The organism is Catellatospora sp. NPDC049609 (genome assembly GCF_040675365.1).
Lineage (GTDB): Bacteria > Actinomycetota > Actinomycetes > Mycobacteriales > Micromonosporaceae > Catellatospora.
Genome location: NZ_JBFAOU010000051.1, coordinates 17,402 through 32,664, shown reverse-complemented (window position 1 = coordinate 32,664; position 15,263 = coordinate 17,402). Strand labels below are relative to the sequence as shown.

The 15,263-nt window shown below is 73.9% G+C and carries 13 protein-coding genes; 9 read left to right on the top strand and 4 right to left on the bottom strand.

Annotated features, from left to right (window positions below):
* Window positions 1-82: 82 nt before the first annotated feature.
* Window positions 83-736: a TetR/AcrR family transcriptional regulator gene (locus tag AB0J67_RS16770; protein ID WP_363482780.1), complete on the bottom strand. Its 654-nt coding sequence runs from the start codon at window positions 734-736 to the stop codon at window positions 83-85.
* Between the two features lie 119 nt (window positions 737-855).
* Here AB0J67_RS16770 and AB0J67_RS16765 point away from each other — a divergent pair, with 119 nt between their 5' ends.
* The 5 genes from AB0J67_RS16765 to AB0J67_RS16745 all read left to right on the top strand — a co-directional run bounded on the left by AB0J67_RS16765 (window position 856) and on the right by AB0J67_RS16745 (window position 7,699).
* The gene (locus AB0J67_RS16765) at window positions 856-3,240 is read left to right on the top strand and encodes a hypothetical protein (RefSeq protein WP_363482777.1); all 2,385 of its coding nucleotides are present in this window, start codon (window positions 856-858) and stop codon (window positions 3,238-3,240) included.
* Window positions 3,241-3,260: 20 nt separating this feature from the next.
* On the top strand, window positions 3,261-4,169 hold the full coding sequence (locus AB0J67_RS16760; protein ID WP_363482774.1) for a DUF3152 domain-containing protein: 909 nt from the start codon (window positions 3,261-3,263) through the stop codon (window positions 4,167-4,169).
* A complete protein-coding gene (locus tag AB0J67_RS16755) occupies window positions 4,169-5,089 on the top strand; it encodes a DUF3152 domain-containing protein (protein WP_363482771.1) in 921 nt (306 codons plus the stop codon). The genes AB0J67_RS16760 and AB0J67_RS16755 overlap by 1 nt, the downstream gene beginning before the upstream one ends.
* A gap of 161 nt (window positions 5,090-5,250) precedes the next feature.
* Window positions 5,251-6,432 carry an adenylyltransferase/sulfurtransferase MoeZ gene (gene moeZ / locus AB0J67_RS16750; protein WP_363482768.1) on the top strand — a complete coding sequence of 394 codons (1,182 nt, stop codon included), beginning with the start codon at window positions 5,251-5,253 and terminating at the stop codon, window positions 6,430-6,432.
* A 409-nt stretch (window positions 6,433-6,841) separates the two neighbouring features.
* Window positions 6,842-7,699, top strand: coding sequence for a prenyltransferase/squalene oxidase repeat-containing protein (locus AB0J67_RS16745; RefSeq protein WP_363482765.1), 858 nt, complete (start codon window positions 6,842-6,844; stop codon window positions 7,697-7,699).
* Between the two features lie 66 nt (window positions 7,700-7,765).
* Here AB0J67_RS16745 and AB0J67_RS16740 read toward each other — a convergent pair whose 3' ends face one another.
* Together AB0J67_RS16740 and proB are read right to left on the bottom strand one after the other, a co-directional pair.
* Complete coding sequence (locus tag AB0J67_RS16740) at window positions 7,766-9,010, bottom strand: glutamate-5-semialdehyde dehydrogenase (RefSeq protein ID WP_363482762.1); 1,245 nt, start codon at window positions 9,008-9,010, stop codon at window positions 7,766-7,768.
* A gap of 71 nt (window positions 9,011-9,081) precedes the next feature.
* Window positions 9,082-10,197 carry a glutamate 5-kinase gene (gene proB, locus AB0J67_RS16735; protein WP_363482759.1) on the bottom strand — a complete coding sequence of 372 codons (1,116 nt, stop codon included), beginning with the start codon at window positions 10,195-10,197 and terminating at the stop codon, window positions 9,082-9,084.
* A gap of 141 nt (window positions 10,198-10,338) precedes the next feature.
* On the opposite strand from proB, the gene AB0J67_RS16730 reads away from it, so the two are divergent.
* Window positions 10,339-10,632 (top strand): MGMT family protein, encoded by a 294-nt coding sequence (locus AB0J67_RS16730; protein ID WP_363482756.1) that lies wholly within the window; start codon window positions 10,339-10,341, stop codon window positions 10,630-10,632.
* Between the two features lie 141 nt (window positions 10,633-10,773).
* Here AB0J67_RS16730 and AB0J67_RS16725 read toward each other — a convergent pair whose 3' ends face one another.
* Window positions 10,774-12,123: a gamma-glutamyltransferase gene (locus tag AB0J67_RS16725; RefSeq protein WP_363482753.1), complete on the bottom strand. Its 1,350-nt coding sequence runs from the start codon at window positions 12,121-12,123 to the stop codon at window positions 10,774-10,776.
* 97 nt (window positions 12,124-12,220) lie between these two features.
* On the opposite strand from AB0J67_RS16725, the gene AB0J67_RS16720 reads away from it, so the two are divergent.
* Genes AB0J67_RS16720 through AB0J67_RS16710 form a run of 3 tightly spaced genes read left to right on the top strand, consistent with a single transcriptional unit; the run spans window position 12,221 to window position 15,197 of the window.
* Entirely contained in the window at window positions 12,221-13,606 is a 1,386-nt protein-coding gene (locus AB0J67_RS16720) for an MFS transporter (RefSeq protein WP_363482750.1), read from the top strand.
* Between the two features lie 33 nt (window positions 13,607-13,639).
* Window positions 13,640-14,665, top strand: coding sequence for a hypothetical protein (locus AB0J67_RS16715; RefSeq protein ID WP_363482748.1), 1,026 nt, complete (start codon window positions 13,640-13,642; stop codon window positions 14,663-14,665).
* Between the two features lie 10 nt (window positions 14,666-14,675).
* Window positions 14,676-15,197, top strand: coding sequence for an NADH-quinone oxidoreductase subunit B family protein (locus AB0J67_RS16710; protein WP_363482745.1), 522 nt, complete (start codon window positions 14,676-14,678; stop codon window positions 15,195-15,197).
* Window positions 15,198-15,263 lie beyond the last annotated feature (66 nt).

The following is a 15,263-nucleotide window of genomic DNA, read 5'->3' as shown; positions in this document are numbered from 1 at the left end:
ACCTCCTCGGCTCGCTCCCGAGCCTACCCGCCGTCCGAGCTGGACGATGCCGTGGCGGCCACGCGGGCTCAGCGCGCCGGGGTCAGTGCTCGGTGCCGGAGAGCGGGAAGGAGCTGATGCCCCGCCAGGACAGGGTGGTGATGAGCTGCTCGGCCTCGTCCTGGGCGATGACGCGGCCGCCGGCCAGCCACCAGCGGGCGGAGACCTGCGCGGCGCCGCACAGCCCCGCGGCGAGGACCTCGGCGCGGGCCCGCGACACGCCCGTGTCGGACATGATTGTCTCGGTTATCGCCTCCACCGACAGGCGCTCCATCCGGTCCACCCGCTCGGCCACCGCCGGGTCGTTGCGCAGGTCGGATTCGAAGACCAGCCGGTACGCCTCGCTCTCGTGGGAGACGAAGTCGAAGTAGGCGCGCATGGCGCCACGGACACGTTCCTTGTTGTCCGTCGTGGCCGCCATGGCGGAGCGGATGCGCTCGGCGAACGCGTCGCAGTGCGTGTCGAGCAGGGCCAGATAGAGCTCTAGTTTGCCGGGAAAGTGCTGGTAGAGGACTGGTTTCGAGACGCCCGCGCGTTCGGCGATGTCGTCCATCGCTGCGGAGTGGTAGCCCTGGGCGACGAAGACGTCCTGAGCCGCGGCGAGCAGCTGCTTACGTCGCGCCGACCGGGGCAGCCGCGTCGGCCGGCCCGTGGCTGTCGAGCCGTTCGGGTTGGCGCCACTGGTGGCCGCGGTCATGGAATCTCCTCACCCTGCGGACGGATCCTTGGTCGGATCTTGCAAACTGGCCCGTCGTTGCAACTTATCGTCATTCGCCGTTCACGGTAGCCTCAGCGTGGGCGACGGAGGAGCGCACGGTGGACGTAACAGGCCAGACCGAAAACACAGCGGCAGCCGACGAACCCGCCAACGGTTCGGCCGGGGGCGTCGGACACCCGACGGCCAACGGGCACAAGCCGGGCGGTTGGGCGGACGAGCGCACGGGTGGATGGTCGAGCGCGGGGGCGGCGCTCGAACCCGGATTCGAGCCGCTGACCCCGTGGCACGCCCAGGTGGCCGACCGCCGCGGCATCGAGGCGCTCTCGGGCGCCGACCCGCTGACCACGACGTTGCTGCGCGCGGAGCCCACCCCGCCCGCCGTGAACGGCCAGCACCGCCAGTACGCCGACCAGCGCCCCCTGCCGGAGCCCTCCTCCCCCGGCGAGGACCCGTACGCCGACGAGCTGGCGCAGAGCTCGGCCGAGTTCGCCCGGCACGCCGCCTTCGACGAGCCCACGCCCGCCCATGGCTCCCCCCGCCTGGCCCCCGAACGCGTCCCGCCCGTCTTCACGCCGTTCCAGCCCGAGCAGGTCGCCCCGCCGGAGGTGGTCCCGATCCCGGTGATGCCGCCGCTGCCCGCGGGCACCAACCCCGCGCTGACCATGCCCACCGGCGGCTACCCGGTGCCCCCGCCCGGCCTGCGGCCGTCGCTGCCCGCCGAGCTGGCCGGGCCGGTGCCCGCGGTGTCGGCCGGGGACGCGCCGCTGGCCGCCGCGGCCGCCGCCGCCACCCGTGCCGCGCCGCCCGTCCAGGAGGCCCGCATGTCCATGCCGCTGACCAGGGAACGCGCGGAGCCGCCGGGCGACGGCGAGCCGGAGCCGGACGACTCGATGTCGCTCGGTGCGCGGTTCGGGATGGCGTTCGCGGAGCCGCCGCTGCCGGTGCGCCCGCACCGCCAGGCCGGTGCGACCGACCGCGCGCAGTCCGGGGCCGCGGCGGAGTCGACCGGTGCCGACGCGCCCGGCCGCTCGCTGGACGCCACCCAGGAGTTCGCCCGCCCGGCACTGGACGAGCCGGAGGCCGGACGGCCCGAGCCGTCCCGCGGGTCCGGGCGCCTGTCCGCGGGACCCGTGCCGGAGCAGGCGGGCCGCCCGCCCGGCGCCGACCGCGGCCTCACCGCGGCCGCCGACGCCGTCCGGGGCGGCCGTGCCGGCGCGGCGGAGCTCGCGCAGGCGGCCGCCGCCGGGACGGGGGCGCCGGAGCCCGCGCCCCGCGGCGAGGGCACGCCCTCCGCCTCGTTCCCGGGCCAGCCGTCGTTCGTGGCGCAGCCCCGGCCGTACATCCCGCCCGCCCCGCCGCCACCGAACCAGCCCCGCATCCCGCACCCGCCGGCCGCGGACCGGGCCGCCGAGCACGCCGCGGCGGACGACGGTCCGGGCACCGAGCACCTGCCGCAGCGTGTCCCGGCGGTGCCCGACGTGCCGCCCACGATCCACCCGGTCGGCGAGGCGGAGACGACCGTCGCGGCCACGCCGCAGCTCGACCGCATCGCGTCCCACCTGCGACGCAACGACGACGGCAGCCCCGACGAGCGGCCCGACGGGTTCGACGTCGACGCCGTGCTGCGCGCCGTGCGCGGCGTGGCCGGCGTACGCGACGCGGCGCTGCGCACCACCGCCACCGGTGCCCACCACCTGCGGCTCGACCTCGCGGAGGGGGCCGACCCGGCGGCGATCAGCCGGATGGTGGCGCGCATGCTGCAGGAGCAGATGGGCATCGACGCGGCCCCGGCCGGCCCGGCCGTGCCCAAGCCCGCCCCGGCGCCCGACACGCCCACGCCCACCGCGACCCTGCCCGCCCCGCGCTCGGGCGCCGGCGCCGCGCCGCCACCCGGCCTGCAGCCCGATCCGCTGTCCGACACGCTGCCGCGCGAGCCGCGCCGCCGCCACCCGGTCAGCGTGCCCCGCCGCGCACCGGGCGAGCTGCGCGACCGCGTCGCGGCGCTGCGCTCGGTCAGCACCGAGCCGGAGCTGCCCGCCACGGCGTCGCCGCCGCCGCTGCCCACCGAGCGCGACCAGGGGCCGCGGGCGATCATCGAGCACGTGCAGACCAGCACGTTCGGGCTGGACGCGACGGTGGAGGTGCGCCTCAACACCGGCGACCGGCAGGCGATCGGGGTGGCCAGCGGGCCCGCGGTCGACGCGTACGTGCTGCGCCTGTGCGCCGCCGCGACCGCCGTCGCCATCGACGACCTGCTGCGCGAGGGCACCACCACGGGTGAGTCCGGCCGCTGCTTCGTCGAGCAGGCCACCATCGTGCCGATGGGCAGCTGTGAGGTCGCCGTCGTGGTGGTGCTGCTGGTCTGCGGCGGCTGGGTGGAGCAGCTCGCCGGCTCCGCCCTGGTGGCCGGCGATCCCCGCCGTGCTGTCGTTCGGGCGACTCTCAGCGCGGTGAACAGGCGGCTCGCGGCGCTGCTTCCGTAGGGATGTGGCAGGCTGTGTCGATGCGCACCGCCCCCGCACCGCCCCGCAGGACCGACTGGGACACCCCCGTCCGGTCGTCGCGGGTCGAGTCCGGACGGCTCGCCCGCGCCCGCGCCAGGCAGCGCCGCCGCCGCACGGCGGCCATCTGCCTGCTGCTCGGCGCCGCTCTGCTGGTGGGGGTCGACCTGCTGCGCGGTGCACCGGAGCCGGCCACGCCGACCAGGCACGTCGCGTCGACGCCGTCCGCGGTGGACAGCCCCGAGCCGAGCGCCGCGCCGTCGCCCTCGCCGGAGCCGTCGCCCAGCCCGGAGCCGGTCTACCAGCTGGCCGGTGACATCCCCGCCTCCGGACCCGGCACCTGGGCGTACGCCAAGACCAAGGGCGACGTGCTGGGCACCGCGGGCAGCATCAAGCGGTTCCGGGTGGCGGCCGAGAAGAACGTCGCCGACGAGGAGCTCGCCGCCTTCACCGACCTGATCGAGCAGACCCTGGGCGACCCGCGCAGCTGGATCGCGGGCAGGCAGTACCGGTTGCAGCGGGTGCCCGACGGCTCCTCGCACAACTTCACGATCTACCTGGCCACGGGCGAGACCACGCGCAAGATGTGCGCCACCGGCGGCATGGACACCCGGATGAACGGCGTCTCGTACACGTCCTGCCGGCTGCCCGGTCGCGTGGTCATCAACCTCAACCGGTGGCGCCTGTCGGTGCCCGACTACGTCAAGGGCAAGATCGATCTGACGATCTACCGCACCTACGTGATCAACCACGAGGTCGGGCACGAGCTGGGCCGCAACCACGAGGGCTGCCCGGGCAAGGGCAGGCCCGCCCCGGTCATGCAGCAGCAGACGTACGGCCTCAAGGGCTGCGCCGCCAACCCGTGGCCGTACGTGGACGGCAAGCGCTACACCGGACCGCCGGTGGCCTGATGAGCACCGAGCTGGAGCTGTTCGAGCCGCGCCGCGACCGCGACGATCGCGGCACCCGGGGCGACCGCGCGCCCGCCGGCGACCGGCCCGGGTTCCGCGCCCGCCGCCGGGCCGCGATCGACGCGCGCCGCCGCCGCAACCGCCGCCTCGTGCTGGCCGCGCTCGGCCTCGTCGTGGTGCTGGCCGGCGTGGACCTGGCCCGCGGCTCCGACGGGCTGCTGCTGGACGGTCCGGACGCCGCGCCCGCCGCGACCGGCGACGCCACCGCGCCGGGCGATGCGGCCGATCCCGGCGCGTCCGGGCAGCCCCGCGAGGAGAGCACGCCCGCGCCCGAGGGCTCGGCGGGGGCGCTCGCCACCGGCAGCGGCTCGTTCGCGTACGCCACCGGCACCGGCCAGACCGTGGGCGCCAAGGGCACGCTGCGCCGCTACCGGGTCGCCGTGGAGAAGGGCTCCGGCCAGGAGGTCGCCGCGTTCACGGCCGAGGTGCAGCGCATCCTCGCCGAGCCGCGCGGCTGGACCGGGGGCGGCTCGCTGCGCCTGCAGCGGGTGGCCGAGAAGGGCCAGCACGACTTCACGATCCTGCTCGCCACACCCGGCACCGCGACCAAGCTGTGCGCCGCGGGCGGCCTGCACACCGAGGGCTTCCACTCCTGCCGCCTGCCCGGCCAGCTCATCATCAACCTCGACCGCTGGCTGCAGGGTGTCCCCGACTACGGCGCCCCGATCGAGGACTACCGCGCCTTCGCCCTCAACCACGAGCTGGGCCACCAGCTCGGCTACGGCCACCAAGCCTGCCCCGCCCCGGGCCAACCCGCCCCCGTCATGCAGCAGAAGTCCACCGACCGCAAGGGCTGCACCCCCAACCCCTGGCCCTTCCCCCAGACCCCCACCCTCTACCAGGGCCCCGCCATCCCCTGACCCCTCCGCGGGGGTTGATCATGAACTTACGGGCGTGTTCGACGGCGTGTCGGCACCGGGGGACCGTGATCATCTATTCCCGGCGGGGCTGGTGACGGAACTCGCATCCCATGGGGTTGGAGATCATGGCAATCCCTACTCCGGCGAGCGAGAATGTGGCTATGTCGTTGCCGCCGCTCGTGGAGCCCGCCGAGTCGCTCTCGGTGGACGAGGTCCGCCGCTACAGCCGCCACCTGATCATCCCGGACGTCGGGATGGATGGGCAGAAGCGGCTCAAGAACGCCAAGGTGCTGTGCGTCGGCGCCGGAGGGCTCGGCTCGCCCGCGCTGATGTACCTGGCCGCGGCCGGGGTCGGCACGCTGGGCATCGTCGAGTTCGACACCGTCGACGAGTCGAACCTGCAGCGCCAGATCATTCATGGCCAGTCCGACATCGGCCGCCCGAAGGCCGAGTCGGCCGCCGCCAGCATCCGGGAGATCAACCCGTACGTGAACGTGGTCATCCACGACACGGCGCTGGACCGGGAGAACGTCTTCGAGATCTTCGGCCAGTACGACCTGATCGTCGACGGCACGGACAACTTCGCCACCCGCTACCTGGTGAACGACGCCGCCGTGCTGCTCGGCAAGCCGTACGTGTGGGGCTCGATCTACCGCTTCGACGGCCAGGCCAGCGTGTTCTGGGCCGAGCACGGCCCCTGCTACCGCTGCCTCTACCCGGAGCCGCCGCCGCCCGGCATGGTCCCCTCGTGCGCCGAGGGCGGCGTGCTCGGCGTGCTGTGCGCCAGCATCGGCTCGATCCAGGTGAACGAGGCGATCAAGCTGCTGGCCGGCATCGGCGAGCCGCTGGTCGGGTCGCTGATGGTGTACGACGCGCTGGAGATGACGTACCGCAAGATCCGGGTGCGCAAGGACCCGTCCTGCGTGCTCTGCGGTGAGAACCCGAGCGTCACCGAGCTGCTGGAGGACTACGAGGACTTCTGCGGCGCGGTCTCCGTCGAGGCCCAGAACGCGGTCGTCGACGCGACGATCACCGCGCGGGAGCTCAAGGAGTGGCAGGACGCCGACAAGGACTTCCTCCTCGTCGACGTGCGCGAGCCGGCCGAGTACGAGATCGTCAGCATCCCGGGCAGCGTGCTCATCCCGAAGGGCGAGATCCTGTCCGGCGAGGCGCTCTCGAAGCTGCCACAGGACAAGCAGATCGTGCTGCACTGCAAGTCAGGCGTGCGCTCCGCGGAGGCGCTGGCCGCGCTGAAGGCCGCCGGGTTCAAGGACGCCGTGCACGTCCAGGGCGGCGTGCTCGCCTGGGTCAAGACGGTGGACCCGTCACTGCCCAGCTACTGATCGCGAAAGACGAACGCCGGTCCGGATCGCCCCGGGCCGGCGTTCGCCGTCCCGGCGGCCGACCGCCGACCCGAGGCGCGGTGTGCGGCGCGGCGCGGCCGCGCGGGCAAGATCGCTGTTTCGTGCCGGAACGCGTAGCCGGACTGCAGATCCCGACACGAGACGGCGATCTCCGGCGGGCGGAGGCGGCCCGACCAGGGGGAGTTGCGAACATCTCTCGGGTACGGCGGTGTGACTTCGAGCACTGTCCATACCTGACAGTCTCGCCCCGACTGACCAAACGGCCCGCTTCCAGGGCGCTGACCGGGCTCGAAGCAAGTTGTTCAGAAACTATTTCAGCCGCCCAGACTGTTGACCTTGACCAACCTGATGAGGCCGGACGGTAGTTGAACCCGTACCCTCGATGACCGTGGTGGATCTCGACGCGGCTATCGGTTTCGTGGTGAAGAAGGGTGACCCCGTCGATCGCGCGCGCCTGTCGTACCTGCGTACCGGCGCGACACCCCCCGAGGAGATCGTCGCCGCGGCCGAGGCCGGCCAGGCCGACGGCGGCGGCTGGTTCGGCACCCCGCGCAGCAAGGTGCCCTCGGTCGACGTCACCTGCTTCCGGCTCGCGCAGCTCGACGACCTCGGCGCGCTGGCGCGGCCCGGGGTCAAGCGCGCGTTCGACTGGCTGGCCGGGCGGCAGGCCCCCGACGGCAGCTGGCAGGAGGCCAAGGAGCTCGCCGCCGAGGCGCCCGAGTGGGCGCAGCCCGGCGACCCCGAGGCGACGCTGTACCTGACCGCGAACGCGACGTTCTGGCTCACCGTCATCGGGCTCGACGTGCGCTCGTCACTGCCGTACGGCGACCCGACGCCGATCCCGTACGCCGACGCCGCCGCCCGCGGCGCCGAGTTCATCAAGAGCAGCCTCAACGACGACGGCACCTGGCCGTCGTTCCTGGTCACCGGCTGGCTCGGTGCGGCCGTGATGTACCGGCAGGACATGTTCTACGAGGCCGCCCGGATGCAGGCGGTGCTGGGCGAGCGGCTGCCGGGCATGGCGCCCGCCGACGCCGCCGCGATGGCGGCCACCATGCGCCGCGTCGGCGTGTCCGGCGACGACTGGACGATGATCGCGGCGAAGCGCCGCCTGGCCGAGACACAGCGCACCGACGGCGGCTGGGACTCCGAGGACGGCGAGGCGTTCGACGTGCACCTCACGCTGAACGTCATCCGCGCCCTCTACGAGGCCACCACCCCGCCCGGCAAGGCCAGCCTCCTCTAGCCCCGTCTTCAGGTAAGAGGCCGGTCACGCTGTTCCGACAGCGTGACCGGCCTCTGCTCATGAAGCCTAGGCGCGGGTGTGGCCTTCGCCGGTGATGACGTACTTGGTGCTGGTCAGTTCGGGCAGGCCCATGGGGCCGCGGGCGTGCAGCTTCTGCGTGGAGATGCCGATCTCGGCGCCGAAGCCGAGCTCGCCGCCGTCGACGAAGCGGGTCGACGCGTTCACCAGCACCGCGGCCGCGTCCACCTGCGCGGCGAACCGGTTCGCGGCGGGCAGCGACGAGGTGATGATCGCCTCGGAGTGGCCGGAGCCGTGCCGCCGGATGTGCGCGACCGCCTCGTCCAGCGACGGCACCACCCGCGCCGACAGCTCCAGCGCGAGGTACTCCGTGCCCCAGTCCTCCTCGGTGGCCGGGACGACGTCGTCGGCGTACGCGGCGACCTCGGGCGAGCCGTGCACGGTCACGCCGTGCTCGCGCAGCGCGGCCAGGGCGCGGGGCAGGAAGGCGTCCGCCACGGCGGCGTGCACCAGCAGCGACTCGGCCGCGTTGCACACCGACGGCCGCTGCACCTTCGCGTTGAGCAGGATGGTCAGCGCCATGTCCAGGTCGGCCGACTCGTCGACGTACACGTGGCAGTTGCCGACGCCGGTCTCGATCACCGGCACCGAGGACTCCTCGACCACGGTGCGGATCAGCGACGCGCCGCCGCGCGGGATCAGCACGTCGACCAGGCCGCGCGCCCGCATCAGCTCCTTGACCGTGTCGCGGGTGGCCGAGTCGACCAGCTGCACCGCGTCGGCGGGCAGGCCCGCCCCGACCAGCGCGTCGCGCAGCACCGCCACGATCGCCGCGTTGGACCGGGCCGCCGAGCCGGAGCCGCGCAGCAGCACCGCGTTGCCCGACTTCAGGGTCAGGCCGGCGGCGTCGGCGGTGACGTTCGGCCGGGCCTCGTAGATGATGCCGACCACGCCGAACGGCACCCGCAGCTGGCGTACCTGCAGGCCGTTGGGGAGGGTGCCGCCGCGGACCACCTCGCCGACCGGGTCGGGCAGCCCCGCGATCTGGCGCAGCCCGTCGGCCATCCCCGCCAGCCGGGCCGGGTTCAGCGCGAGCCGGTCCACGGTCGACTCGGGCGTCCCCTGCTCCCGGGCCGCCGCCACATCCAGGGCGTTGGCCTCGCAGATCTCGGGGGTACGCGCGGCCAGCGCGTCGGCCATCGCCGCCAGCCCGGCGTCCTTGGCCTTCCGGGACGCCGTGGCCAGCACCGTCGCCGCCTCACGCGCCCGCTTCGCCTGCTCGATGACGCTCATCTTCGTTCTGCCTCTCCGAGGGTTAGGAAGGTGCCCTTCCTCTACGGAAAACGATGGGAAGGTGCCCTTCCTTACAGCAGCACCAGGTCGTCGCGGTGGATGACTTCGCGCTCGTAGCCGGGGCCGAGGGTGGCGGCCAGCTCGCCGGTCGAGCGGCCGAGCAGGGTCGGCAGCTCCAGCGCGTCGTAGTTGACCAGCCCGCGGGCCACCGCGCGGCCCGCGACGTCGACCAGGTCCACCGGGTCGCCCGCGGTGAACGCGCCGTCGACGCGGGTGATGCCGGCCGGGAGCAGGGACGCGCGGCGGCCGACCACGGCGGCCACGGCGCCGTCGTCCAGGTGCAGGCGGCCGCGCGCCGTGGTGGCGTGGGCGAGCCAGTGCAGGCGGGCGGTCGCGCGTACGCCCGCGGGATGGAACAGGGTGCCGACGTCGTCGCCGGACAGGGCCGCCGCCGCGTGGGGGGCGGCGGTCAGCACCACCGGGATGCCCGCGTCGGTCGCGATGCGGGCCGCCTCGACCTTGGTGACCATGCCGCCGGTGCCGACCCCGGCGCTGCCCGCGCCGCTGACCTGCACCTCGGCGAGCGCCGCGAAGTCGGCGACCTCAGTGATCTTGCGGGAGCCCGGCTGCGACGGGTGGCCGGTGTAGAGCGCGTCCACGTCCGACAGCAGCACCAGCAGGTCCGCCTGGACCAGGGCGGCCACCAGCGCGGCGAGCCGGTCGTTGTCGCCGAAGCGGATCTCCTCGGTGGCGACCGTGTCGTTCTCGTTGATGATCGGCACGGCCCTCATGTCCAGCAGCTTGCGCAGCGTCCGGTACGCGTTGCGGTAGTGCGCGCGCCGGGTCACGTCGTCCACGGTCAGCAGCACCTGCCCGACGGTCCGCCCGTGCCGGCCGAACTCCTCGGTGTACGCGTGCATCAGCCGCCCCTGGCCCACGCTCGCCGCCGCCTGCTGCGTGGCCAGGTCACGCGGTCGCCTGGACAGGCCGAGCGGAGCCAGCCCCGCCGCGATCGCGCCGGACGACACCAGCACGACCTCCCGCTGCCGGTCCCGGTCACCCACGGCACACAGCGCCCCCACCAGTGCCGCCAACCGCTCCGGATCCAGCCCGCCGGCCGCCGTCGTCAACGACGACGACCCCACCTTCACCACCACCCGCCGAGCCCGGGTGACCACCGCACGCATCCGCCCATTCTGCCCGCCCGTAGCCTTCCCCCTCCCGCGCCATCCCACCCACTGGCCCCCCCTTTCGGGTTGATCATGAACTTATGGCACGGGTCGACGGCGTGTCGTGTGCACAGGTTCCTGGTCATCTAGCCTTCGGCTATGACGCCGGAGGAGTACACCGAAGCGGTGCTGCGGTTGGTCGAGAAGATCCCGGCCGGGCGGGTGATGACCTACGGCGCGATCGCCGACGCGTTGGCCGAGGAGTCCGGGCGCAACTCGGCCCGCCGGGTCGGCACGATCATGGCCCGGCACGGCGGCGGGGTGCCGTGGCACCGCGTGGTCGGCGCGGGCGGGCGGCTGCCTCCCGGCCACGAGAACGAGGCCCGCCGCCGCCTGACCGCCGAGGGCGTCCCCTTCCGCGGCGACCGCGTCGCCCCCGCCGCGATCAACTGACCGCCGCCCTGCCCGCCGCTGCCTGCCCGACAGCCCTCCGCCCCCGGCCCGGCTCGGCCCGGCCCGCCCCCGGCCCGATCGCGAGATCGATCATGAAGTTGTGGGCATGACACGCCGTCGAGCCGTGCCATAAGTTCATGATCAACCGGATCGAGGGGTGGGGAGGAGGCGGGAGGTGCCGCCGCGGCGGGGGTCGCCGGCGGCGCCGGCGGTGCCGATGGCGGATACGCCGCCGAAGTAGTGGCTGAGGGTGGTCCACCGGTTGACGGTGTAGCCGGCTTCGGCGAGGGCCATCTCGTCGGGGACGGGGTAGTGGGGTTCGACGTGGACCACGTCGTCGACGGGGTGCAGGCGGGGGGCGCGTACGGCGGCCGCGGTGGGCAGGCCGTCGACGAGCACGCCGACCAGGGTGCTGAGCAGGGCGGAGCGGATCCGGGAGGCGCCCGCCGAGCCGACGGCCAGCCGCAGCGAGCCGTCCGGGTCGAGCACCACGAGCGGGCACATCATCGAGGCCAGGCGCTCGCCGGGGGCCAGGTCGCCGGAGTAGAGCTCGCCCTCGCCGAGCATCGAGTTGAGGTGTACGCCGAAGCCGGGCAGCCAGACGCCGGAGCCGAGGCCGAGCGTGGTGGTGATGACGCAGGCGTTGCCGGCCTCGTCGACGGCGGTGACGTTGGTGGTGTCGCCGAGCCGGTCGTCGGGCCCGCGGACGTCGAGGGCGTTGGCGAGCACCACGGCGCGGTCGGGGTGCGGCATGCCGGGCAGGTCCGGGGGCAGCCCGCGCAGCGTCTCCACGGTGCGGTTGAGGTCGGCGCGGCCGAGCACCGTGCACCCGGCGAGGGCGGCGGTGGTCACCTCGCGCTCGGCGACCCGGTACGCGGACAGGTCGAGCGGGCCGAGCGCGCCGCCGTCGGCGCGTACCGACTCGACGATGGACTCGCCGAGCTTGCCGGTGTAGCAGGCGCCGGGGCCGTCCTCGGCGAGCACAGTCAGCGCGTCGGCGAGCCCGGCGTGGTGGAGCAGGTCGCCGCCGCGCAGCAGCCGCCCGCCGGGGGCGTACGCGGCCGCGCCGTCGCCGGGCAGCATGGCCTCGATGAGCGAGGGCAGCGTGACGGCGTGCGCGGCCGGCATGGGTGCGCCGGTGCGGGCCAGCGCCACGGCGGGTGCGACGACGTCGGCCCAGGGCAGGGCGCCCCAGCGGGCGTGAATCTCGCCACATCCGGCGGGCAGGCCGGGCACCGCGACGGAGGCTCCGCCGATCTCGTAGGGCAGCGGCACCTCCCCGAAGCGCACCGCGATCGGCGTCATCGGCTCGGCCTTGCGATCACCGTCCAGCCCGGGTGTCGCGACGAAGAAGTCAAGGCAGGTCACCTGACCTGTCGAAGCTTCGAAGTAGGTGGCGTAGCCGCCACCGCCGAGGCCCGTGAAGATGGTCTCCGCGACGCACGCCGCGAGCACCGCCGCGACGCCCGCGTCGGCAGCCGTTCCGCCCATTTCCAATACCCGAAGGCCTACTTCGGCGGTGGCCGGATGGCCTGCTGCCACACCGGCAGGTACCCGCATTCAACTGCCTCCCGTACCATCCGCGCTCATGACATCCAGTGTGGAGGTGATGGAGGCTCCGGACGAAGCGCTTCCCACTCGTGTACGGGTCGGATATTCGCTCGGCTCCCTGGTCACCGGTGCCTTCGGCACGGTGCCGGGGCTGTTGCTGCTGCCGTACCTGACCGACACCCTGGGCGTCGCCGCGGGCCTGGCCGGCCTGCTGGTGCTGCTGCCCAAGGCCTGGGACGTCATGCTCAACCCCCTGGTGGGCCGGATCTCTGACCGCACCCAGACCCGCTGGGGCGCTCGCCGCCCGTACCTGCTCTTCGCCGGCCTCGGCATGGCCGTGCTGTTCGCGGCGCTGTTCGCCGCCCCGTTCGGGGTGAGCGGCTCGGCCGGGCTCTACGTCGCGGTGATGTTCCTGCTCACCGCCACCGCGTTCGCCTTCTTCCAGGTGCCCTACGTGGCCATGCCGGCCGAGATGACCGGCTCCTACTCCGAGCGCACCCGCCTGATGACCTGGCGGGTGGCGCTGCTGGCGACCTCGATCCTGGTGTCCGGCGCGATGGCGCCGATCATCCGGGACGCGGCGGGCGGCGGCGTCCCCGGCTACCGCTGGATGGCGCTGTTCGTCGCCACCATCATGATCGCCGGCACGCTGATCGTCTTCGTGAGCACCCGCTCCGCGCCGACCGGCACCATCACCGCCAGCGAGCCCTCGCTGCGCGCCCAGCTGAAGGTGGTCGGCGCGAACCGGCCCTTCCGCGTGCTGGTGGCCTGCTTCGTGGTGCAGGCGACGGGCGTGGCCTGCATGCTCGGCGGCGTCGAGTACTTCGCCAAGCACGTGCTGGGCGACGCGGGCACCACCACCGCGCTGTTCGTGGTCGTGGTCAGCCCGGCGCTGTTCGTCATGCCGCTGTGGCGCCGGGTCGGCGAGCGGCTGGGCAAGCTGAAGGGTTACGTGGTCGCCTCGATCACGCTCACCGTGGCGACGCTCGCCCTGGCCGCCGCGCCGCTGCTGCCGCACTTCCTGGTGTACGCGATCATCGCCGTGATCGGTTTCGGGTACGCCGGGCAGCAGCTGTTCGGCCTGTCCATGCTGCCGGACTGCATCGCGTACGACACCGCCCGCACCGGAAAGCGGCAGGCGGGCGTGTTCACCGGCGTGTGGACCGCGGGGGAGACCCTGGGGCTGGCGCTGGGCCCGTTCATCTTCGGTGTCGTGCTGCAGCTGTTCGGTTACATCTCCACCACGGCCGGGGAGACGGTGGCGCAGAGCGATCTCGCGAAGACGGGAGTGCTGCTCGGCTTCACCGTGGTGCCGGGTCTTATCGTGGGCATCGCACTGGTGCTGTTGCGCGGGTACGACCTCGGCGGGGATCCGACGGTCGCGGACATCGAGCCGCTGCCGGAGGCCGCACCCGCCCGCTGATCGGCAAGGCATGTTGGGGAGGGCGCACGCCGGATGTTCGCGCAACGAGTTCAGCAGTTCCACCAGCTCGTCCTCGGCCGGGACGCGAGCCAGGCGCTCGCCGCCGTGGCGCCGCTGGTCCAGGCGGCCCGGCAGGTGTCCCCGCAGGAGCTGACCCCGGCCGTGGCGCACCTGGCGCCCGCGATCGGCGCGGCCCCGCTGCCGTTCGTCGCGGCGACCGCCGCCACCGCGGCCGGTGCCCTGGTGGAGCTGGGCGGGCAGCCCGGCCCGCTGACCCGGGTCGTGCTGGGCCGCCTCGGCAGCGCGCTCGCCGGCACGCACGCGTTCATCGACGCGTGGCTCGCGCACGCGGGCGGCAGGCCGCTGCCCGAGCGCACGCAGCTGGACATGGCCGCGGCCACCGCGGTGCTGGGCGCGGCGATGGGGCCGGAGCGGGCCACGCCGCTGCTGGCCGCCTGGCGCGACGCGCCGCACTGGGCGCTGTCGGCGGTGGCCTGCCTGCACCACGCCGAGGCCCGGGCCCAGCTCGGCGACCGGTCGGCGTGGACGGCCCAGGTCGATCCGCTGCACTCGGCGGCGCCGGCCTTCCTGCGGCTGATCCTGGTGCTGCGCATCGTCGACGAGCACCTGCTGGTGCTGCACCGGCCGACCCGGCGCGGGGCGATGGTCTGGGTGAGCGGGGTCGCCGACAACTTCCAGCTCCAGACGCTGCTGGCCGACGTGCTGGTCGGCGCGGGCCTGGTGCCCGGCGACCGGCCGGACCAGCGCTGGGTGGCCGCGTTCCGGCACGGGCCGGACGGCACCGAGCTGGAGCATGTGGACGACAGCTTCCACCTGACCGACGCGACCGGCGCGACCATGCGCAACGAGGCGGGACCGGCCGACATCGCGGTGGTGAGCGGCTCGCGCGTGCTGGTGCTGGACGAGGCCCGCTACAGCCGGCACTGGCGGCCGGGCCGGCGCTTCCCGATCACCGCGCAGGTGCGGGTGGACCGGATCCTGACCCAGGAGGAGGTCGAGGCCTGGATGGGCTACGTCCCACCGGCCTCGGCGGACTAGGCTGGCCGACATGGCCCTGCCGTCGGCGCTTCCGGACCCGATCAAGTTCGTGCTGAACTGGGGTCGGCGCTACTCGCTGTGGGTGTTCAACTTCGGCCTGGCCTGCTGCGCCATCGAGTTCATCGCCAGCAGCATGGGCCGGCACGACTTCATGCGGCTGGGCGTGATCCCGTTCGCGCACGGCCCGCGCCAGGCCGACCTGATGGTGGTGTCGGGCACGGTCACCGACAAGATGGCCCCGGCGGTCAAGCGGCTCTACGACCAGATGCCCGAGCCGAAGTACGTCATCTCGTTCGGCGCGTGCAGCAACTGCGGCGGGCCGTACTGGGACTCGTACTCGGTGACCAAGGGCGTCGACCAGATCATCCCGGTGGACGTGTACGTGCCCGGCTGCCCGCCCCGGCCGGAGGCACTGCTGCACGGCATCCTGCGCCTGCAGGAGAAGATCGCGGCGGAGAAGTCGGGCTTCGGCGGCGTGCACCGGCCCGACCCGGCCGCGCTGACCGCGCCCGTGGTGCAGCCCCCGCGCTGACCGGCAGGTGCGTTCCAGGTCACGGAAAACGGGTCAGCGGCGCGTGCGGACGCCCGCTACCCTCCG